The sequence below is a fragment of the Bacteroidota bacterium genome (genome assembly GCA_018831055.1).
In the GTDB taxonomy this organism is placed as follows: domain Bacteria; phylum Bacteroidota; class Bacteroidia; order Bacteroidales; family B18-G4; genus M55B132.
On the sequence record JAHJRE010000228.1, the window covers coordinates 1 to 20,120 of the forward strand.

Annotated in this window: 10 protein-coding genes; all 10 read right to left on the reverse strand. The window is 43.4% G+C overall.

Features of this window, described 5'->3' with window-relative positions; translation table 11 throughout:
• Positions 1-751, reverse strand: a 751-nt coding sequence (locus KKA81_14930; protein MBU2652221.1) for a hypothetical protein, incomplete at its 3' end; no start/stop codon positions are given.
• Positions 752-929: 178 nt separating this feature from the next.
• Positions 930-2,666: a T9SS type A sorting domain-containing protein gene (locus KKA81_14935; GenBank protein ID MBU2652222.1), complete on the reverse strand. Its 1,737-nt coding sequence runs from the start codon at positions 2,664-2,666 to the stop codon at positions 930-932.
• A 33-nt stretch (positions 2,667-2,699) separates the two neighbouring features.
• Positions 2,700-5,273, reverse strand: coding sequence for a DUF1566 domain-containing protein (locus KKA81_14940; protein ID MBU2652223.1), 2,574 nt, complete (start codon positions 5,271-5,273; stop codon positions 2,700-2,702).
• 115 nt (positions 5,274-5,388) lie between these two features.
• Positions 5,389-6,606, reverse strand: a complete 1,218-nt coding sequence (locus KKA81_14945) for a T9SS type A sorting domain-containing protein (protein MBU2652224.1) — start codon at positions 6,604-6,606, stop codon at positions 5,389-5,391.
• A 161-nt stretch (positions 6,607-6,767) separates the two neighbouring features.
• Entirely contained in the window at positions 6,768-8,609 is a 1,842-nt protein-coding gene (locus tag KKA81_14950; GenBank protein MBU2652225.1) for a T9SS type A sorting domain-containing protein, read from the reverse strand.
• A gap of 90 nt (positions 8,610-8,699) precedes the next feature.
• Positions 8,700-10,001, reverse strand: coding sequence for a hypothetical protein (locus tag KKA81_14955; protein MBU2652226.1), 1,302 nt, complete (start codon positions 9,999-10,001; stop codon positions 8,700-8,702).
• Between the two features lie 79 nt (positions 10,002-10,080).
• A complete protein-coding gene (locus tag KKA81_14960; GenBank protein ID MBU2652227.1) occupies positions 10,081-12,828 on the reverse strand; it encodes a T9SS type A sorting domain-containing protein in 2,748 nt (915 codons plus the stop codon).
• A gap of 139 nt (positions 12,829-12,967) precedes the next feature.
• Complete coding sequence (locus KKA81_14965) at positions 12,968-15,610, reverse strand: T9SS type A sorting domain-containing protein (protein MBU2652228.1); 2,643 nt, start codon at positions 15,608-15,610, stop codon at positions 12,968-12,970.
• 199 nt (positions 15,611-15,809) lie between these two features.
• Entirely contained in the window at positions 15,810-17,285 is a 1,476-nt protein-coding gene (locus KKA81_14970) for a T9SS type A sorting domain-containing protein (protein MBU2652229.1), read from the reverse strand.
• A gap of 2 nt (positions 17,286-17,287) precedes the next feature.
• On the reverse strand, positions 17,288-20,035 hold the full coding sequence (locus KKA81_14975) for a T9SS type A sorting domain-containing protein (GenBank protein MBU2652230.1): 2,748 nt from the start codon (positions 20,033-20,035) through the stop codon (positions 17,288-17,290).
• Positions 20,036-20,120 lie beyond the last annotated feature (85 nt).

Sequence of the window (20,120 nt, forward strand, 5' to 3'; positions counted from 1 at the left end):
GATATTCATCACTGGTTGCCAAATCGGTAATATATGTGCCGGGAGGTAAGCCCGGACCGACAAGATTCCATGTTAAACCGTTATCTGTGCTATGGTACAGCACGGTACCTGAAACTGCAAATAGTTCATTTCCGAGTTTGGCAATTTGTTGGGTTTCATATAATCCAGTACCGTAAGGATTCCATGTAACGCCCTGATCTGTTGATCGGTAAAGGTAATCGCCCGGGTTGATCAATCCTGCCAGGACATCACTGTCGTTATGAAAGAAGCAGAGGGTTGTTTGAGAGGGGGCGCCAATGGTCATTTCCGACCAGTTCTGTCCGTAGTCGTCTGACCTGTATGTTCCGTCACCATTGCCAATGAACAGATTAACGCCATCTGATTCAACGGTATATACATTCAGATTGCTTAAACCGTTATTTACAGGGCTCCAGGAAAATCCAAGCATGGTAGACCGGAAAAGACCGGCATCGGTTGCGGCATAAAGGGTGATATAGGCTCCCTCAACAGCTGAAATCACTTCATAGATAACCGAAGTTGTAATACCCGAATTGGATGGAGTCCAGTTAGTAAAATCCTGCGTTTGAAATACCCCATTCCCGTTGGTTGCGACATAAGCCATGTTTCCGTAAAAAAGGATATCGCTTACTGCATAATTGGAAGGCAGTGTGGATTGTGTCCATTGACCAGTTGCCCCCAGGGAAAAGCACAGTGCAAGAAAGGACAGGAAATAAGTTGTAAATGTTTTCATACTTAATGGATTGATTTTAATGGTTATTAATGGAAATTAGAATATTTTTGCCACATCAGGCATAACAGCTCCAATTTGCAGTTCAATGTACTTTGCCACTCAGGAACTAAGGCCACTGTTGTATACTAAGGATTTGTCTTTATATATGCTTCTTAGTGCCTTAAGTGCCTTAGTTGTTTTATTTTTTTATAAACTTGCTAATCAATATTTTATCTTTCATCTGAATTTTAAAGAGATAGGCCCCTGCTGGCAGTTGACCCACATCGACCTGAACCTTCCCGGAAGCCGTATTACCTTCACATAATATTCCTGTACTTTTTCCCAAAAGATCAAGAATTTCGATTTTGTAGCATGAATAATGAGGAATGCCGAAGCGGCAATGGATTATATCTGTCACCGGATTCGGGTAGATATAAATATCATCCGGTTTGTTTGGATGGTTATTCTCAATCCCACTGCTCGATGAGTATATCAAAATAATGCTCCATGCCTGCAATGATCCTGTGTTTCCGGCAACACCATCATAGATGCTCAAAGTCCATGTTCCTTCAGGATCTGTTCCCGTAAAAAGCGATAATGGGTTTTCCGGTTTGTATATACCAGCGAAGGGTGCAGTTCCTTTGGAGATTGAATCTAACGCATTATCGGTAAGCTTTGTCCCAATAAAATTATCCCCGTCTCCTCCGGCATGGTAAATAATTACCTCACTTATACCTTTGTGTGTCAATGTGAATTCCAGGTCACTGTCAGATGAATGCAGTACGGAATCTATTACTACTTCCACACCGATCAATGCTTGTGTTTTATACCCAAACTTGTTTAACTCAACAAGCAGGTCATCTTCGGTGGTTTGAAAATCTTCTATTGCTTTATTCAGATCAGAGCGATTATATTCAATAGTTTCGCTTCCGGCTGGCAGGTAATAGAATGTGCTTTTATCCTGATTCAGCCAATACGCCTCGCCCTTATAATCAAACCATGTCTGCGACAGCATTTTAACCTGGTTGTTTTTATTATCAAAAGTATAAAGATACCTATGCTCATCAAACCAGCCGGAACCGTCCCAGGTTTGAGTCAACGACATGATCATGTTGTTATTCTGATCAAATGTGGATAAGTATCTTACCGCATTTACCCATTCAGATCCATTCCAGGATTTCCTCCAAATTTCAACCGGGTTATTGTTTTCATCATAGAGGTACGTTAATTTCCAGTAATTTACCCAGTCGGAGCCGTCCCAGTCTTGCCTTACACTTTCAATAAGGTTATTGTTTCCATCATTCAGGTATGTGTGTTTTTCGTCATTCACCCAGGTTGAACCATTCCAATAAGTATTAGTGGTTTGTATCAGGTTATTATTGATATCATATGCGTTAATAAACTTTTTTAAATTGCGCCATTCTGATTGCATTGACCATGTAAAGTGCCGCTCTTCAACCAGGTTGTTGTTCGCATCATAAAAATAGGTTCGCTTATAATTATTTTCCCAGTAAGATGTGTCCCATGCCAGGAGTACATCTTCAACCAGGATATTGTCACCATTATATATGTAAACCCTTTTTGAAAAATTGACAACGTTGTTGGTTGAATAGTACCATTCCTTCAGCTCTTCTATCAGGTTGTTATTGGAAATATCGTATGTGTAGGTAAACTTATATTCTATTTCCCAGATAGATTCATTCTGATCCCAATCTTCATCAACTTGCTCCATTAGCAAATAGTCATTATTGCACAGCATTTTAAAAGTTGTCGTCCCTGGGTTTTCTAAAATGAGTTCAGTTGAAAAACCAGCTTTTGATTTAATACCATGCTGCGGTTCTCTGATCGTGGTGCTTCCGGGCGTAATTCTATTTTGAGAAATTGCTGTTATTGAAATCACCATCAAGAACAGTAAGCTTTGTAATATTTTTTTCATGATTTTAAGTTTTATGGATATTTAATATTAAAATTATTGTTTGATGACTTTTTTCACAATCATTTTATTTTTAGTCATTATTCTGACGAAATAAACGCCTGCCGGCAATTTGCTCACATCCAGACTCGTGTCCTCTTCACCTCTCCCTTTCTTTTCTTCTAAAACCACTTTGCCATAGATGTCAACTATTTCAACTTTAATAACATTAAGTGGAACTTTGAACTTTGGACTTTGAATTTTGAACTGAGAGGTAGTAGGGTTTGGATAGATAACAACATCCCAGCTATTTTGGAAAACAGAGCCTTGTTCGTCATCTTCAATGCCTGTAAGGCTGCCATACTTCAGAAAGACATCATTTCCACCAACATATCCCTCATCCGGTGAAACAAAATACACGGTTGTTAATGACATGCCTTCGGTAAATCCCGAAGCATCCAGTAACCATTCTTCCCCGCCGTTGGTGGTCTTTAGGATATGATCGTAGCCAACGGTCCAGCCTTCAGATAAATTAAGAAAGAAAATATCAAAAAGTGAATGTGTAATATTTGTCGTCTGCAATAACCAGCTGGTGCCATCAGTGGTATGAATAATAAAGCCTTCTGATCCGGCAGCCCATCCTTCCAGGTCATTGATGAAAAAGATTGAGAAGTAATCGCGGGAGCTATCATAGAACTGAAGGTTATTCCATGTGCTGTTAAAAAATCTTCTAATGGTCGTATGGCCGCATACCTTTCCATCACCATTACTTTCAGGAAAGGATACAGAAAGTAAATCATCTGATACGCCTGCCGGTGATATATTTGTTATCGTATTATCATCAAACGCCCATATTGTTCCGTTACTGCCACAAGTATATCCTGTATCTGAAGCTGGCGGAAAGGTGATTGCGTTGAGTACCCCTCCGGGTTCGTGGATAATATTCCATTCACTACCACCATTGATAGTTTTCAGTATGACTCCGTTTGCTGTTACCACATATCCTTCCATAATGTTTTTCATGCATATGGAAGTTGTTATTCCAGCTTTTTCCGGCAAATACTGTATTTCGAATGTTTCTCCACCGTCGGGCGTATAGTACATTTTATCTGCGCCTCCTGCCAGCCAACCCTTCTGGCCGATAAAATGCATATCTCTTATTCCGCCTGATTCGGGCAAGTTGTTCCGTAGATTTCGCCAGCCATGTGTAGCAGTGAGTGATGCTGTAAAGTTTCTGATTTCCGATTGATCGGAAATTGTCAGGTTAATTGATGGCGGGTCGAAGGTATAATAAGGCTTTTCAGGTATAAGTGTATAATTTCCAGGAGGTAAATGGCTGAAAGCATAGTCGCCGTTTTCGTTGGTGTGCACGTTTGCATTTATTGGCCCTGATAGTTGAAGTATAGCATCCTTTAATGGTTCGCCCTGTTGCATGATATTTCCCTGAATAGATCCGGGTGTCAGGGGTGAGTTATCATCTCTTACAGGCCACACCCGCCTGAATTTTGCAGGTTCCTTATCCAGTTCGTGTGTAACATCTGTCAGGGTAATACATACATCATGTGTCCTATCTGAAGAACTGGCCGAGGTAGTGGATGTCCAGTATGAAGAGTGCGGGTGAGTAAATGGATGGTTCTGAGGTAAATGAGAATATAAATATTCTCCTCCAAAATCCCTTAATGAAAGCATCTCATTTCGGTTGGGCAGGCGCCAGTCGTTATGGCCTGAATAATATAAATTATTAAGTGAGTCAATATACCCTAATGCCTGGCCCCAAGTTATTCCATCTTCCCAACCGAAGCCGAACAATCCAAAAGGGTTGGCATTTTGAGTCCACATGAGCCCGGTCAGGCGATCGGTAACCGTGCTGTCGTTATGGTCAATAAACCTTGGCGTTGGCCAGGGTATGCCGAAGGAAAGGTCTAAGTCATCTCCCGGGTAATAACTTTTTTCCTGGTGGGTTCGGGGAAGCTTAATCAAGCCGTTTCCCAGCTCGCCTCTCACCGGCAGAACGTAAACTTTTCTTTTGTCGGCATAATAATTCAAATCAAGTTCCTTTCTGTACCAGTGCACCTGTCCGGGCCAGCCATCCGGAACGGAATTGATTTCCCATTCAAACATATTTATAACAAAGGCGATACCCTTGTCGTATCCTGTTGTTGAACTCCAATAGGATTGTTGAATGTTATGGAAAGGATGATTGAGTGAAAGTGCCGTGTCAGGCACGCCGAGGTCAAGCAGCGACATTAATTCCTGTATGTTCGGCAACCGCCAATTGTTATACCCAAGATAATGATCCTGGTTTAATCTGGCGACATAATCCAGTGCCGTTGTCCAATTTACTGATCCGTCCCCGGCATTGTAATCCTGGTCGAAGTCAGGATCACGCGAAGCCATGAGATTGCCATCAGTCAGCCAAATCAGACCTGTCAAGGTGTCCGTGCATGTTCCATTGCCATGATCTGTAAACCGCTGTGTTGGCCACTGAACACCCATCTGCAGGTCGCCATCGTCTCCGGGATAATAGCTTGTTGTCTGGCCGGTGACAGGGAGCTGGATGGCGCCCTGTTGTCCAAATGAAAAATAAAAAATAAAAAATGAAAAATGCAAAATGAAGATGAGTTTTTTCATGGCTGATATTTTTATATTACCAACATATGCACAATAGAACTCAACTTGTCCCGATTTATCGGGATAGTTACAGATAGGATTCTATGTGCCCTATTGTGCCTAATGTGGTTCATTATCATAATTTAACGATCTTTCTTGCAATTATTTGATTTTCAGTTTCTACCGTAAAGAAATAAATCCCCGGCAGTAAATAACTTAGGTCAAATTGAATTACATCCGAAGCAGGTTTTCCTTTGAACAACATTCCCGAACTTCTCCCGGTTATATCAAACATTTCGATTTTGCAAAATGCAAATTGAGAAATGTCGAATCGACAATGAGCAATGTCCACAACCGGGTTTGGGCTTAGCACACATTCGAACTTCTCTTTTCCTGCGCCCAATTCATTTTCCCCGGTCAGTTCCTCCAGTGACCTTCTCCAAATCCCTTCCGATCCTATACCACAATAGGCGAAAACATCATCCTTTGTGAAGGCCGAAGCATACATGGTACTCATACCTTCCTGCCATTGTTCCCATATGTTGCTGTTGTTTTCCAGTTTTGACGGGCCTGTGAACTGACATGCCAAAAGGTGGTTTCCGGCTGGAATTATTTGGATTATAGGAATTCCGTTTATTAGCCCGGAAGTATACTCCCAGCTTGCGCCCTGATCTGTAGAATAATAAACAAAGGAATATGTATAGGCATATAACCTGTCACCGAGCGTTGCCAACCCGTTAATATCCTGCACAAGCCCGGTACTTGCAAACTCCCAGTTTGTTCCGTTATCGGACGACCTGAACACACCGGGTTCGGTGCCAGGACCTGTACCAACCAGACCCGCATAAAGGAAGTCATTGTCATGGGCCATGCAATCCACTCCGTTAGAAGTCAGTCCATTGGTTATCGGATCCCATGACTGCCCGCCATCGGATGACCGGTTCAGTCCCTGGTTTGCTCCATATCCTGCACCGGCAAAGAGAAATCCGTTAAAATAATAGACGAAATTCAGATTTTCAATGGAAGTCGTTACTTCAGTCCAAATACTTCCATTATTTTCAGTCTTGTATATTCCATCAGATGTCCAGGCATAGAATGTCTGGGTACCGGGTACACTGATTATATCCTTCAAACTGGATGGGGGCAATCCTGTTCCTGATGGAGTCCATGTTTCGCCATGGTCGGATGAAACCAGGAAATTGGATTCACCAGTTGAGGCCAGGACGACTTCATCATTAGCTTGCAAAGCATTGACCGTTTCAGTGGGGGCGGAGGTTTGCTGCCATTGGCCATAGAGGCACATGGAAAAGCTCAACGCCATTGTAAAAAGGGAGAAGGTAAAGGTTGTTTTCATGGTAGTGGAGTAACTTTGAATTCATAATAATTAAGGATATTGTCAAGATCAAATTATGTACAGATTTTTATTTACCACAATAGCCACAATAGAGCACAGTAGATATAATGTGTTCTATCCCGATTATTATCGGGACAGGTTGTGTCTATTGTGGTTCATGTTTATGATTTTATAACCTTCTTTACAATCATTTGGCCATCAGTTATTATTTTTAAAAAATAGATTCCTGGAGAAATACGACTGATGTCAAGTTGCAGGTTACTGGTTGCAGGTTCAGGTATGTTGACCATCAGTATCTTTCCGAACAAATCGACTAACTCTACTTTGTCAATTTTTAATTCTTCATTTTTAATGTTTAATTTCCCTAAGGTTGGATTGGGCCACAACATAAGCTCCTCATTTTCTTCGATATCATTGATGCCGAAATGCAAAACGGGGGAGTAGATCACAAGGGCTTTGGAAGGGTCATCGCTGTTATCATATACGTCAAACAATCCCACGTCGCTTTCAGTATCGTGCGACCATTCGTTGTTCTGTGCCCAGATGGTATCGATCAGTTCCGCCGGTGTTTCAATGTACAGGTCATAGCCTCCATTGTTTTTAACTGTATTATAGCCGGTACCGGGTTCATTCAGTCTGCCCATTGTAATTGCATCCTTAACCCAAATGCCGTGGCCGCCATTGTCCCTGATGATATTATGATTCAGTGAAACCGCACTGGTATCCCATTCCTCCGGGAAGTCGAGTACCATACCATCTCCGGTGCACAGTTCAACGAGATTGCTGTCTATCCTGGCCGACGCAGATGACAGGTACAACCCATAATGTGCGTTGTTGATCTCATTCTGAGCAAAGTTGTTTGAAGCTGTGGCATACAGATATGTACCATAGGTTCCGCCGTTTATTTTATTCCCCCTCATTCCTCTGAATGCCACCGAATGGATTCTTATACCGCATATTGCGTTTGTGTCTTCTGCAAAAGGAAGTCCTGATGGTACTATGTAAGGGAGGGTTATGAAGTTATTCTCTATAGTACCTCCGGCAACAGTCTGTAGTTTAATGCCGCATCTGGATCCATCCGTTTGGATAGTGTTTTGACGTATTACAAGATTAGTGGATACACAATGGAAGTAAATTCCACCATTGTTAAGGGTATTGCCGGTTACCTCCGCTGAGTCCAGTGCAGTAAAACTACCTGACAGAGATCCCTGCACTATCTGATTGTTTTTGAACTGAAATCCGGAGGACGAAACAGCGGATAGTTTAGTGTTCAATCCTATTTGGTTATCATTAATGATATCAGGGGCTGAAGCGACAGATGAAATTTCCAGGTTGCCATTTATGTCGTTGTTTGCTACAACCAGGGTATCCTTTTTGGAAATCGTTGAAATTTTCATGTCACCTCCGACCAAATTCCCATTCAAAGACACTTTGCCCTCCCGCAAACTGGAAAAATAGAGTGCCAGATGATCTGCTGTTTCACAATCAATGATTTCAATAATGCCTTTGCAAAGCGGAACATAAAGGTGGATGCTGTCGTCAACCGTATTGGCTGACAAATAGAGACATCCTGTTGAGTCAATAATAGAAATGTCGTTTGAAAAGGTATTTAGTTTACAACCCAGTATGCTCAGCGAAGTTTTCAGGATGCTGCTGTCGCTGAGCACGATGTTTTTGCAGGCCAGATCCTGGATGGTAACCGGCATGATGTCCACTGCTCCGGATAAGATATATAAACCTTCTATGATGGTCTCGGAATTGCTGATACCTTTGATATGTACATTTCTGGTAATCAGCAGCGAATCTTCGGGATAGGTTCCGGCGGCAATGGAGATAGTATTCAGGTTTTGGGCAATATTCAATGCTTCGTTGATGGTATTGAACGGATGTTCCTGGGTGCCGTCCTCAATTCCTGTATTGTTTGTGATATCAACATAAATGGTTTGTGCATGCAATCCATGCAATGCGAACAGGAAAGCAAAAGCAATAATTATATTTTTCATGGCTATTAATATTGAACCACATAGACACTTAGGACACATATAAAAGCCAGGAACCCTTAGCGTTCATTAGAGTCCCAGGCGTCTAAGGGGTTATTCGTTTTTCAAACACCTGACAGATATAGCAGAATGTTTATCATAGCTGCCTTCCAGGATATAAACCCCGTTGCAAACCAAACCGCGGTTGGCTCCGTTAGTAGTGCCAAAATCGTCTGAAGACCAATGATCCCCTTCGAGAGTCAGGGCCAGGAAGCTGCCGCTCCAGTCCATAAAAGCACCACCCGGGATGCCGGTGAAGCCGCTTTCATTGGTTGCCATGTCGTTGCTGCAACCCCAGAGTTCTGTGCCGGCTTTTTTAAGTTTTTCGCTCGGGTAATCTCCCAGGAAAGTAATCAGTTCCGTCCATTCTGCAATAGTAGGGATATGCCATCCCGCGGGACAGATCCCCTGGGTTCCGGGAGTTGTGGAATAGTTCATCATTTCATCCCACTGGTATAAGCCGCCATACACGTCACAATTCGCGGAATTATCGTTGTAACAGTATTTATCGATTGTGCCGTTGTTTTGCATCAGGGTTGTGTGCGGGATCATGGAACCGGCATCCAGGTTGTCCTGCATCCAGCATTGGCCTCCGATCTGAACGGTACGGTATGTTTTCCCTTCATAATCGAACCAGGGTAGTCCCGGACAAGGGATCCCTTCCTTAATAGTGAAGGTATAGGATGAATTTGACTGGGGTGCATCCTGGATGACATCGCTTCCCAGGATATCAATTGAATTATTGGCATATCCTGTAAACCTTAGTTCATCTCCGAGCAGAAAGGGGAAGGCATAAATGCCTTCGTATGCTTTGAAATGGTTTGATACCTGCTTTAAACCCATGTAATGTAAACTGCATTTGTTATCCGCGGCATACGGTGAGTTGGAAATTTTGATAGTACGGATTGAGTTTTTAGAGGATGCCGTAAAGAAACAAAACTGTTCATTGCCCGGGTATAAGCGGTATTTGTGAGTGCCTTTTTCGCACAGGGCGGAGTGAGAACACAAGTCACGCCCGAGAATATCCGTAATGCGAATATTCAGGATTTCATCTTCCGGTATATAGACCTCAATGTTTGTAAAAGATCTTGCCGGGTTCGGATAGTTTTGAAAAACGTTAAGATCACCATTAGCGGATGATGGGTTCTCAGAAATATCTGTTGTTATTTCCAATGAGATGGCCGTGTCGGAATAGACCATTAAAATACCGGGCCGGGTCAGGTTCTCGATAAGGATGCTGTCAAGTGAGACATTTTGACCTTCGTACTGTGCTGTAAAGGTCAAATCAATGGAGGTTTGTCCTGTGATAAGTGTGGACACGATTGCTAAGATCAATGATAAACATGTTTTTTTCATAGTAGTTTTTTTTTACCACATTAGGCACAATAGGTCACAATAGACCTAATATGTCCTATTGTGCCGGTGTGGTTCATTATTATTTTTTAATAACCTTTTTAACCATAATTTGATGATCAATTTGCACCCGGATAAAATAAATTCCTGATGGCAGACTGCTTATATCCAGTTGTATCGCATCTGAATCCGGTTTGCTTTCATAAAATAAGCCAGTGGACTTTCCACCCATGTCATACACATCAACACGGCAATGTGGAATATGGGCCATGTCGAACCGGCAATGGACAATGTCTGAGACTGGATTGGGCCAGATGAATATCCTGCTTCCCCATATATTGTCTTCGCCGATTCCTGCCACAGTGGTGGAAAACCCCCAAACTTCGCTCCAGTCGCTTTCTCCGGCAAGGTTGTCGGCTTTAACTCTCCAGTAATAATGGGTTTCCGGTTGAAGGGTTGCATTGAATTCCACCTGGGTAAGGTTACCGGTATCAATTGTTATGGAAGTGAACCCGGCATCTTCAGCGATTTGCAAGCTGTACACGTCCGTCATTCCTGTCTGCTCCCAGCTTAAAACCGGATTTGCGCCCACTTCCTGGCTATTGTTCCCGGGAGCGAGCAATACCGGAGCGGTGGGCAGGGTGATAAATCCTTCAATGTTGAGGGTGAGGTTCGGGTCTCCTTCATTCAGGATGTCATTTCCCAGGATTTCGGATTGTGTCTCGTGATCCCAGAGGTTATATTTTGCAAAAAGTGTTTCCTGTGAAGCCGGCTGGTACCGTATAACCAATCCATGGGTGCCATTGTATTGCAGGATGTTTTTACCTTCACCGTCGTCAAGGCCTCCTCCCAGGTTAATAGGGGCAAATACCACGATGCCGGCACTGTCGTTTTCAGCAATGGTGTTCATTTCAATGGGGCCGGCAAGTCCGTTGGCTATTATTCCGTTCCCGCGACAATCGGAGATAGTATTATTCCTGACTCTCTCCATTCCGCTGCTCAGAAATCCGGTGTGAGATTTTGTAATGCTGTTGTTTTCGAAAATGCCGGCCTGGCTGTTGCTAATATAGCCGTAATACCCTCCGGTGATAATGTTTCCTGAAACCTCACCGCTTCCTGCTTTGTTGTTGATCCCAGCGGTTTTCGGCAGCGGTGCAGGATCGCTGAAAGTAATCCTGTTTCCTGTAATATTTGTAGGGGATCCGCTTTCGAGGTGCATACCCGTTGCTTTGCCTGTGATATCGAAGGTATTGTTCCTGATGGTAATGGAGCCTGAAGTTGCCTTGATTATCGTATCGCAGGAACCTGATGGAACAACCATTTCGAAGATGTTGTTTTCAATGAAATGGGCTTCCAGGCCGGCCGGGGCTCCTGAGTTATCACGGATACCTGCATTTATAAAGGTGTTATCGTTAATCTGAACGTAGGTCACATCATCTCCCTCAATGAAAATATCACCTTCAATAGTGCAGTTCTCAACAGTCAGTTTGTTTCCTTCGTTTAATGTTTCTCCTTTGGTAGCGGTAACGTACAACAGGTTATGCCGCACCCGGGAACCGCCAATATAGAATTCCGAAAAGACGGGGCCGCCACCCAAAATATTCACTGTTGCCGAGGGGATATCTACATTTTTGATAGCAGTGAGGTGTTCTGTATAGGGGGCGGTATTGATAAAGGGAATGTTGATGATGGTACAGGAAGAATTTTCACCTTTTACAGTAACCCCGGCTTTCAGGTTAAGGGATGTTAAAGGTGTTTCCGGATAGTTTCCGCAAAAGACATATACGGTATCCCCGGCTGCGGCATCGTTCAGACCTTCGGCGACAGTATTGTAGGGGTGGTCGAGGCTTCCGTCTTCAATTCCTGAATTATTGTCGTCATCAACGTAAACGGTTCTGGGCGCTGCAGATCCTGTGTAATGAAGGATCGTGCCATAATCGCCTACGGCCCAGCCATTGGAAGCATTCAGAAAGAATACTCCGTTAAGGTCACGTGTAGTCCCTGAAGTCTGTTTTATCCAGTTTTCGCCAAAGTCATTGGAATACCAAATATTACCACTGTTTCCGGCGACCCAGCCAATATTTCCACCATTCGGGAAAGACATATCATTCAGGTTGGAGGGGGTAAGGTATTGTGCGGTCCAGTTTTGCCCTCCATCGGAGGACTTAAGGGTGATACCTTCATTCCCTGCGATCAATATCTGCGAGCCTCTTGGGATAACGCTCCGGAGTCTTTTGGAGATGCCAACACTGATCTGGGTCCATGTTGAGCCTGAATTTTCTGAGTGCAGGATCATGCCTCCATCTCCAACGACCATGTGAGAGGGTGATCCGTAATTTATACCATATAATCCGAAAGTTGCCGGGTTATCCTGGAAGGTCCAGGAATCCCCGCCATCAGAAGTGTAGGCTATCATGCCATATTCCCCGACTGCAAACCCTTCGGCAAGCGATGAGAAATATACCGAATAATAAATGGAATATGTTCCGGTGCTGATGAGTTCCCAGGAAGTGCCCCCCGAAACCGTTTTTAGCAGTTTCCCGCTTGAACCGCAGATATATCCGCATTCTTCATTCACAAAACAAATGTCGTTCAATGCCTCCACCGTGTTGCTTTCAATCTCAATCCATGTTTGTCCTCCATCGGTTGTTTGCAGCAAGGTTCCGGAATTACCGGAAATGAATCCTGTTGTGGAATTGATAAAAAATACGCTGTTCAACTGGTTGGTAACCGGACTGCTGATTGTAGTCCACCCATCCTGGGCGATGGATGGCATCTGTAAAGCAATCAAATAAGTAGTAATAAGTAGGAATTTGGTAATTTTTTTCATGATTTATACTTTTAATTTAGTTCATTCACCACATTCGGTACAACCTGTCCTGATGAAAATCGGGAATAGAGCGCAATAGTTGTGCTGTGCTTGATTCCGGATATTCAGCAGAACAAGTTGTGATTTAAGTGGTTTAACATTATAATTTTATTATTTTTTTGGCAATTACTTGATTATTAGATATTAGCCTGACGAAATATACACCTGCTGTTAAACTACTTATATCTATATTTATCTTTTCGTTACTTTCATTTTGTAGTTTTTCAACCTTAATCACTTTTCCGTACAAGTCAAGAATTTCAATTTTATCAATGGATAAAAATTGTGTGTTGTATACTATAAATTTTGAATAAGTGGGATTAGGATAAATATCAATTTCAGGATTCATTATCCTGGATGGATTTAGCCAGGTTAACTGGTCAATAAAGTTGCCGTAGGATCGGAAGGTATTTACTTCCTGGCTGTTGATTTCCTGTGTAAATCCTGTGTATGTTGCCAGGATCTGGCCATTGTTCCCCGGACAAAGTTTCGGAGCATACTGGATACCTTCGCTGTTATCAATAGTGAACTCCTGGCCTGCATTCCCATCCGGGCCAACAACAACCCCTACAATATCCTGATCAGGATGTGAATTGGAATAAAGCTGCCAGCAAAGCAAATAATCATTTCCATCGAAGGCAACAGACGGTTTTTGGGCATGTTCATAGGTAGAGGCAGGAAAGTAGGTTTGAGAATTAATAATTATTGAACCATCGTTTGCTACAATGCTCCCATAAATTGATTCCTTTGATATGCTGCCGGCTTGCCAGGAAACCATGAAATTATTTCCATTGCTGCATACCACAGGATTGCTTGCTGAATTTTGTCCGTTTGTAAGCTGAATACCATCCGGATTTAATATTGTTCCATCGGTACTGATCAGCGTACCGTAAATATCGTGTGTGCTATTGCGGTAATCTTCCCATATAACGAGATAATTTGTCCCGTTAAAGGCAATTCTTGGGAAATCCTGGTCGCCATTTGCACTGCAAAGCGTAAAGATTTCACCAAATGTTGCATTCTGGTCTACTAGTAATCCAAATATATCGTAGGCATTGGAAGTATATTCATACCAGACAATTAAAGATTGTTCTCCATCGGAGCAGACATTAAACTGCCAGCAAAAATCACTTTCATCGTATATAGTGATACATGGGTCATCCAGCACTTCGCCATCACTGGTCACGCGTGACAATCTGCCACCTGCTGAATATCCCCCGCTGGTTGAGGAATTCCAGGTTACCATAAATTCAGCACCATTGAAAGCGACTGAGGGGTTCCAGAATTTCAACGTGTCGTTGTAACCGATCCTGATTCCATCGGGATCGAGAATTACGCCTGAAGTATTCACTCTTGTTCCCCATATTTCTATCTGTCCGGTGCGCCAGTCCTCCCACACCACGAGGTAGTTTGTACCATCGAAGGCCGAGGTTGGATTTGCATGTGCATAGGCGCCAATACTGATATTAAAGCCTTCATTGTCGGGCATGATATAATCCGGAATACTGATTCTGCCGCCCTGAACATCAACCTCCAGGGGATATTTTTTATTTTCCCACACTGCAAGGGTATAATTTGTTCCGCAGGAGATATCACCGTACCTGGCATTCGTGTTTTCCCAGGCGCCGACGCCATAGCCTTCTGGGTTGATCACTGTTCCATCCGGACTAACACAAGTTGCGTAGGTATCCCATCCATTCCTGAGGTCGGTAAACGATACGATGAAATTTGTGCCGTCAAAATCTATGGCAGGAAACTGTTGCGCTTCTGACTGGTTAGCTATCGGGAATCCGGAAGTATTTGCCACTGTGCCGTCGGGTAGTACAATGGTGCCAAAAACATCTCCATCATCATCTTCTGAATCATCACCCCAGACTACCAAATATTTTCCGTTTCCAAAACTTACGTCAGGAACCCATTGGTCACCCTGTTTATTGGCAATAATAAAACCACCCTGGTCCATAACAATTCCATCTGTGCTTAACCGGGAACCGAGGATATCATCATGAATTGAATACATTCCGGATTCCCATACGATCAGGAAGTTGGTTCCATCGAAGGCCGCTGCCATATCCCCGGTATCATCGTCGATCGTATCAGATACAATTATTCCTTCAGGATCAAGAACATTGGCATTTTGATCAATTCGAGTACATTTAACGGCATGGACCCCTTTTGCCATGTCTTCACACCACATAATAACGGTCATGTTGTTCCCTGAGGCTGCAGCCGGGTTGATGTAGGAAACCATGTTAATTGCGGAGGCAGCCTGGATGCCATCAGGGTCTAGAATTTCTCCGGATGGGGTTACACGGGCGAAATAAATATCATACTGGAAATTGTTTCTGCGGTCAACCCAAATTACAATGAAATTGCTTCCATCGAATACAACGTCAGCGATAGCCTGCTGAAAATCAGCGGTACATACGGGTATTCCCCCAATATCAAGCACATTGCCATCTTCATCGATTCTTGTTGCATAGATGTCAGGGTTTTGACTTGTCTGACCTCTAAAGTCTGTCCATGCTGCTAAAAAAACATTTCCATTTGAAGCAATTTTCGGGGAAAGTTGTTCATTGATTATACCGGAATACGCAATGTTTTCGTCGAGTAAAAATGATTCTCCAGTAAAATGTTCATGGGATTGCTTTAACTGAAGATCTCCTTTATTGTCCTGGGATCTGATTTGAATTGATATTCCTGACAAAAAGGTTAAAATAAAAATTAGATAAAGGTTTTTCATAATGGTGTTGTTTTGCGTTTTGTTTTTAAATATTGTGCCTTTAAAGATTTAAAAGTTTAAAAACAGTTATTGAATTATTAGTTTTTAATGATCTTTTTTCACCACAATAGGCACAGTAGGGCACAAAGATTCACATAGAATCCTATCCCTAGTTTTCGGGATAAGTTGTGTTTCCTATTGTGTTCTATGTGGTTTATTATCATAATTTGATGATCTTCTTCACAAGTATTTGATTTTCATGATATATTCTGACAAAGTAGATACCCGCAGGGAAAGCACTCACGTCAATACTTGTTTCCTCTTCTCCTCTGCTCCCTTTCTCTTCTTCCAAAACGACCTCGCCAAACAAATCAAACAATTCCACACGGATTATCCGCTGACTAAAGATCGAAGACTTCAGGTAGACAACCGAACTTGCAGGATTGGGGTATAGTATCCAATCATCCTGGTACAGCTCATCTATTCCCGCGTTTCCGGAATAGAAATAGTAATCTCTGAAATGCAATAAATACTCACCTATGTGAACCACGTAGCTGTAATACGAGTCGGTATGCAGACGGGTCAGGCTGTCGTATTGAAAGAGATGGCAGTCAACCAGTTCCCATGCCTCATCGGGTTGTAACCATTGAAAAAGTGAATCCGACAATTGTATGGTTCCATCCTGATAAGAATATCTCCGCTCATAGGTAGGCACCCATTGTGCCTGGTCATTTCCTGAATATGTCCGGTAATGCACAAGACTACCATAGCTATTATAGGTCATTTCCGCTTTAAGGTCAGGGTACCAAGTGACCAGATCTTCACCGATCCTGTAATAGGCATAAAGGATCAGGCTGTCGCTATCGTCCCAGCCCCAGTCATCCTTCTCTTTATCAATCCAGATTTCTTCGCCTTCATCGTATTCAGAGTACAAAGAGTTGGTTTTTCTGTTATAAGTATCGTACCAGTATTGATGCCTTACTGTCAGGTACCATAACCCGGTGCCGGTATTATATATCTGATGAATATTTTCAATCTCATTGCCCGAGCCATCGTATTGGTAGTCAATTCGTTCAGATGGATAGATCACCCCTCCGAAATCTTCGTCCGGTTCCCAGATGGTCAGGTGTTGCAGCAAACCATCCAAGCCGTAATCATAAATGTCGTAAGAAGCAGTATCCCATTGCTCCGATGCCGTGTTCCACTCGAGATGGTTTCTTCGCAGGATCTTATTTTGTGCATCGTACAAAAAAACATCCCAGTGATAGTTTTGCCAGTCGCTCAGTGTATAATTCCAGGTATAATAATAATATTGGACTTTATTCCCATTGTTGTCGTATTCGATGGTCTCTTTCATCCATCCTTTATATGCTGAGGTATTGATATCCCATTCGTAGATTGCCCACAAGGTGCGTCTGTCGTGGCTATCGTATTCCCATAAATCTTTTCGTTGGGGTATCCAAAGGTTCAGGGACTGTTCTCTGGTGAATTTTTCCGATTCGATCGTATGCATATGACTGTCGTAGCGATATTTTGTCAGGGTGTTCAATGTTGAATCCCCATAGGCATCGAATTTCCATGCAATAATAGAATCGGGACAGGCCGGGGGCATGATCCCATTTTCTGTTTCCTGGGCAATGATTCCTGGAAAGAGGCCAAGGCAGAAAAGCAGCAAAATGAAATAAGGCTTTGTCATGGTTAATTATTATTAAGGATGGTAATTTTCCCGGTAAATATTTCCTGAGGTGTCCTGATCACACAGGTATAGATCCCGTTACTTATATTTCCTGCATTCCAGGTGATTTCGCGTGTACCTTTGTCAAGGTACCTGGGATTGCTTTGATATACAATGCGTCCCTGTATATCCCTTATTTCCAGGATTGCGCTGCCTGACTCGGAGAGGTTAAACTCAAGAACGGCATTGTCAGACACGGGATTCGGATAAACAGAAATGGTTTTAAACGCTGTATTACCGGATATCAATGGCATTTCATGGATCCCCAGCGGGGGCATGGGCAGCATGGTGAGTTTGCCGCCTTTGCGGTAAAAGACGATGTTCCAGTTTCCGGCATCACCGGCTATTCTGCCATCACCGGTGGCTATATACCCACCGTAAGAGGTTGGTTGTGCATCATACGCCCTGGCAGTTGTGGGCATGTAAACATACCCGGGAGACCATCCAATGGTATCGGATGAAATAAAGTTTCCTTCCGTATCATAGGTTCTGATGTTCATAAAGTACTGCGAACCAAACTCTTTTCGGCTTAACAGGATGTTGCCGTCCGGTTTTTTTGCTATGGTATTAAATCCTCCATGCTCAATGGTTTCGGAAGTTTTTTCCCATAGTGTATTGCCGTTGGGATCCAGTTTAGCTATATATTCTTTGTTCTGGTAATAACCCACCAGGAGGAAGGAGCCATCATCCTGCTCCAGGATGTCACCGCCGGCTTCCCAATAATTATCATCGCCGATTTCCCTTGTCCAGAGAGTATCTCCGTTGGCATTGAAACGAATAGCATAGATATTGGTGATGTATCCCAGGTCCAGCGAGTGTCCCCTGGTACCGGCGAATATGTATCCGCCATCTGCAGTTCTGTGCACATGGCCTACCTCGTCCCTGCGGTTTCCACCGTATCTTTTTGTCCACAGACTATCCCCCTGGGAATTGATTTTCATGAACCACAGGTCTCCGGAGCCATCATAGCGGTATGTCTTTCCTGCAATAAAATAGCCGCCGTCGGCAGCGGTAACAATGGAATAGCCTGCCTCATCGGTATCGCTGGCATAGATTTTTTCCCATTCTTTGTTACCGTTTTCGTTTGTCTTTACAATGTAAAGATCTTCGCTTGAGCCACCGGATGACTTTGTTAAGCCCGTGAGGATGAATCCGTTGTCGGGGCAGATAGCCACGTCAAAGGCCCGGTCTTCATTATTGCCTCCATAGTTTCGGGTCCAGAGGGTATCACCATTGATGTCGGTCTTAATGAGCCTCATATCGTAAGTAGAAGATGTGATGGATGTTCCCTGGTAGCCGGCAACAATGAAGCATTTATCCGGAGTTTCCAGGACGGCATGGCCTCTTCCCCAGGTTGCATAGCCTTCAAGGTTATAGTATCCGTCGGTATTTTTCGGAGGTTCAAGTTTCCATGCATAAACATCATGGAGCCTGTTTGCCTTGTAATCGTATCCGGTTACATAGAGGAAGCCGTTTTCATCGGAAGTGATCGCATAAGCCACATCCATATCTATGGCAGGGCCGACGTACCTCATGACCCAGAGGTCGCGCCCGGTGCGGTGGTCAATGCTGATAGTTCCTGCCTCGGCCAGCAAACCGCAGAAATAGCCTGCGACATGAACATTGGTGTCAGGGGTCTGGGTGATTGAAAATGCCATGTCATAGTTGCCGTACAAGCCCTCGTAGCGGTGGAACCAGACCGGGTCTCCCTGGAGGTCAACCTTCAAGACAGCCGCATCCATATCGGTGTCAACCTGGTTGTCACGGCCTCCGGCGCGTCCTGTGATATAAATATTATTATCGATGCCATAGATCAGTTCGTAGCAGGTCTCTCCCCAGTAGGGTTCGGGACCCGGGCCATCTACATTGCAGTTCCACTGGTACTGTCCGTAAGCATCCAGACAAACAACTCCCATATCTGAGTTGATCATGCAACTGGCATAAATCCTTCCATCCTTGCCATAAACGATATCGGTTGCCCAGGTTGCCCCTACATTGAAAAGTGGAAACAGGTATTTCCAGTTTTTTTCACCGGTGGGTGTGAGGCTGACTATGACGAGTTGTTTTTCAGTGGATTCGGTAGTATAGCCGGCTGCATAAATATTTCCGTCATCACCAAGGGTAATGGCAGAGGCCTGATCATCACAAAGAGCATATGAGCAACCTCCATCGAACCAGTATATCCATTCCTGTTCACCGGAGTTTGCATTAACGGCGGCTACAATGAAGTCGTAATTGGCTTTACCGGCAACATAGACCATTCCGGTTTCATCATAAACAAGGGAGTATCCTGAACTTAAGTAACTTCCGGCATCGTCATAAATGTATTCCCATCGAAAACTTCCGGCGGAGCTTACACTAAAAACCACGATTTTATCATCTTCGTTTGCATTTTCTGATGTACCGCAAACATAGATATTGCCATCACCGCCATAAACGATCTCTGCCACTTCCATCACTTTATCAGGATGTCCTTCATAGGTATAGATCCATTCCTGGCCCCCCTCCTTATTGAGTTTGATAACGATGATGTCATAATCAAGATCATCGTTTTCCGTACCGGCAATGTAGATGTATCCATCTGCGCCGTAAACGATATCCTGGCCTATTTCACTGCGGCCATTGTTATAGCTGTAGAACCATCTGTGATTCTGTCCGATGCTTTGAAGGAAAAGCGTGAGGATCGCTGTGACTAATAATGCTTTTTTCATAATGTGAAAATTTCTACCACATTAGGCACAACCTGTCCCGATAAAAATCGGGATTGAGCACAATAGTTTCTGAGTGTATCTCTTC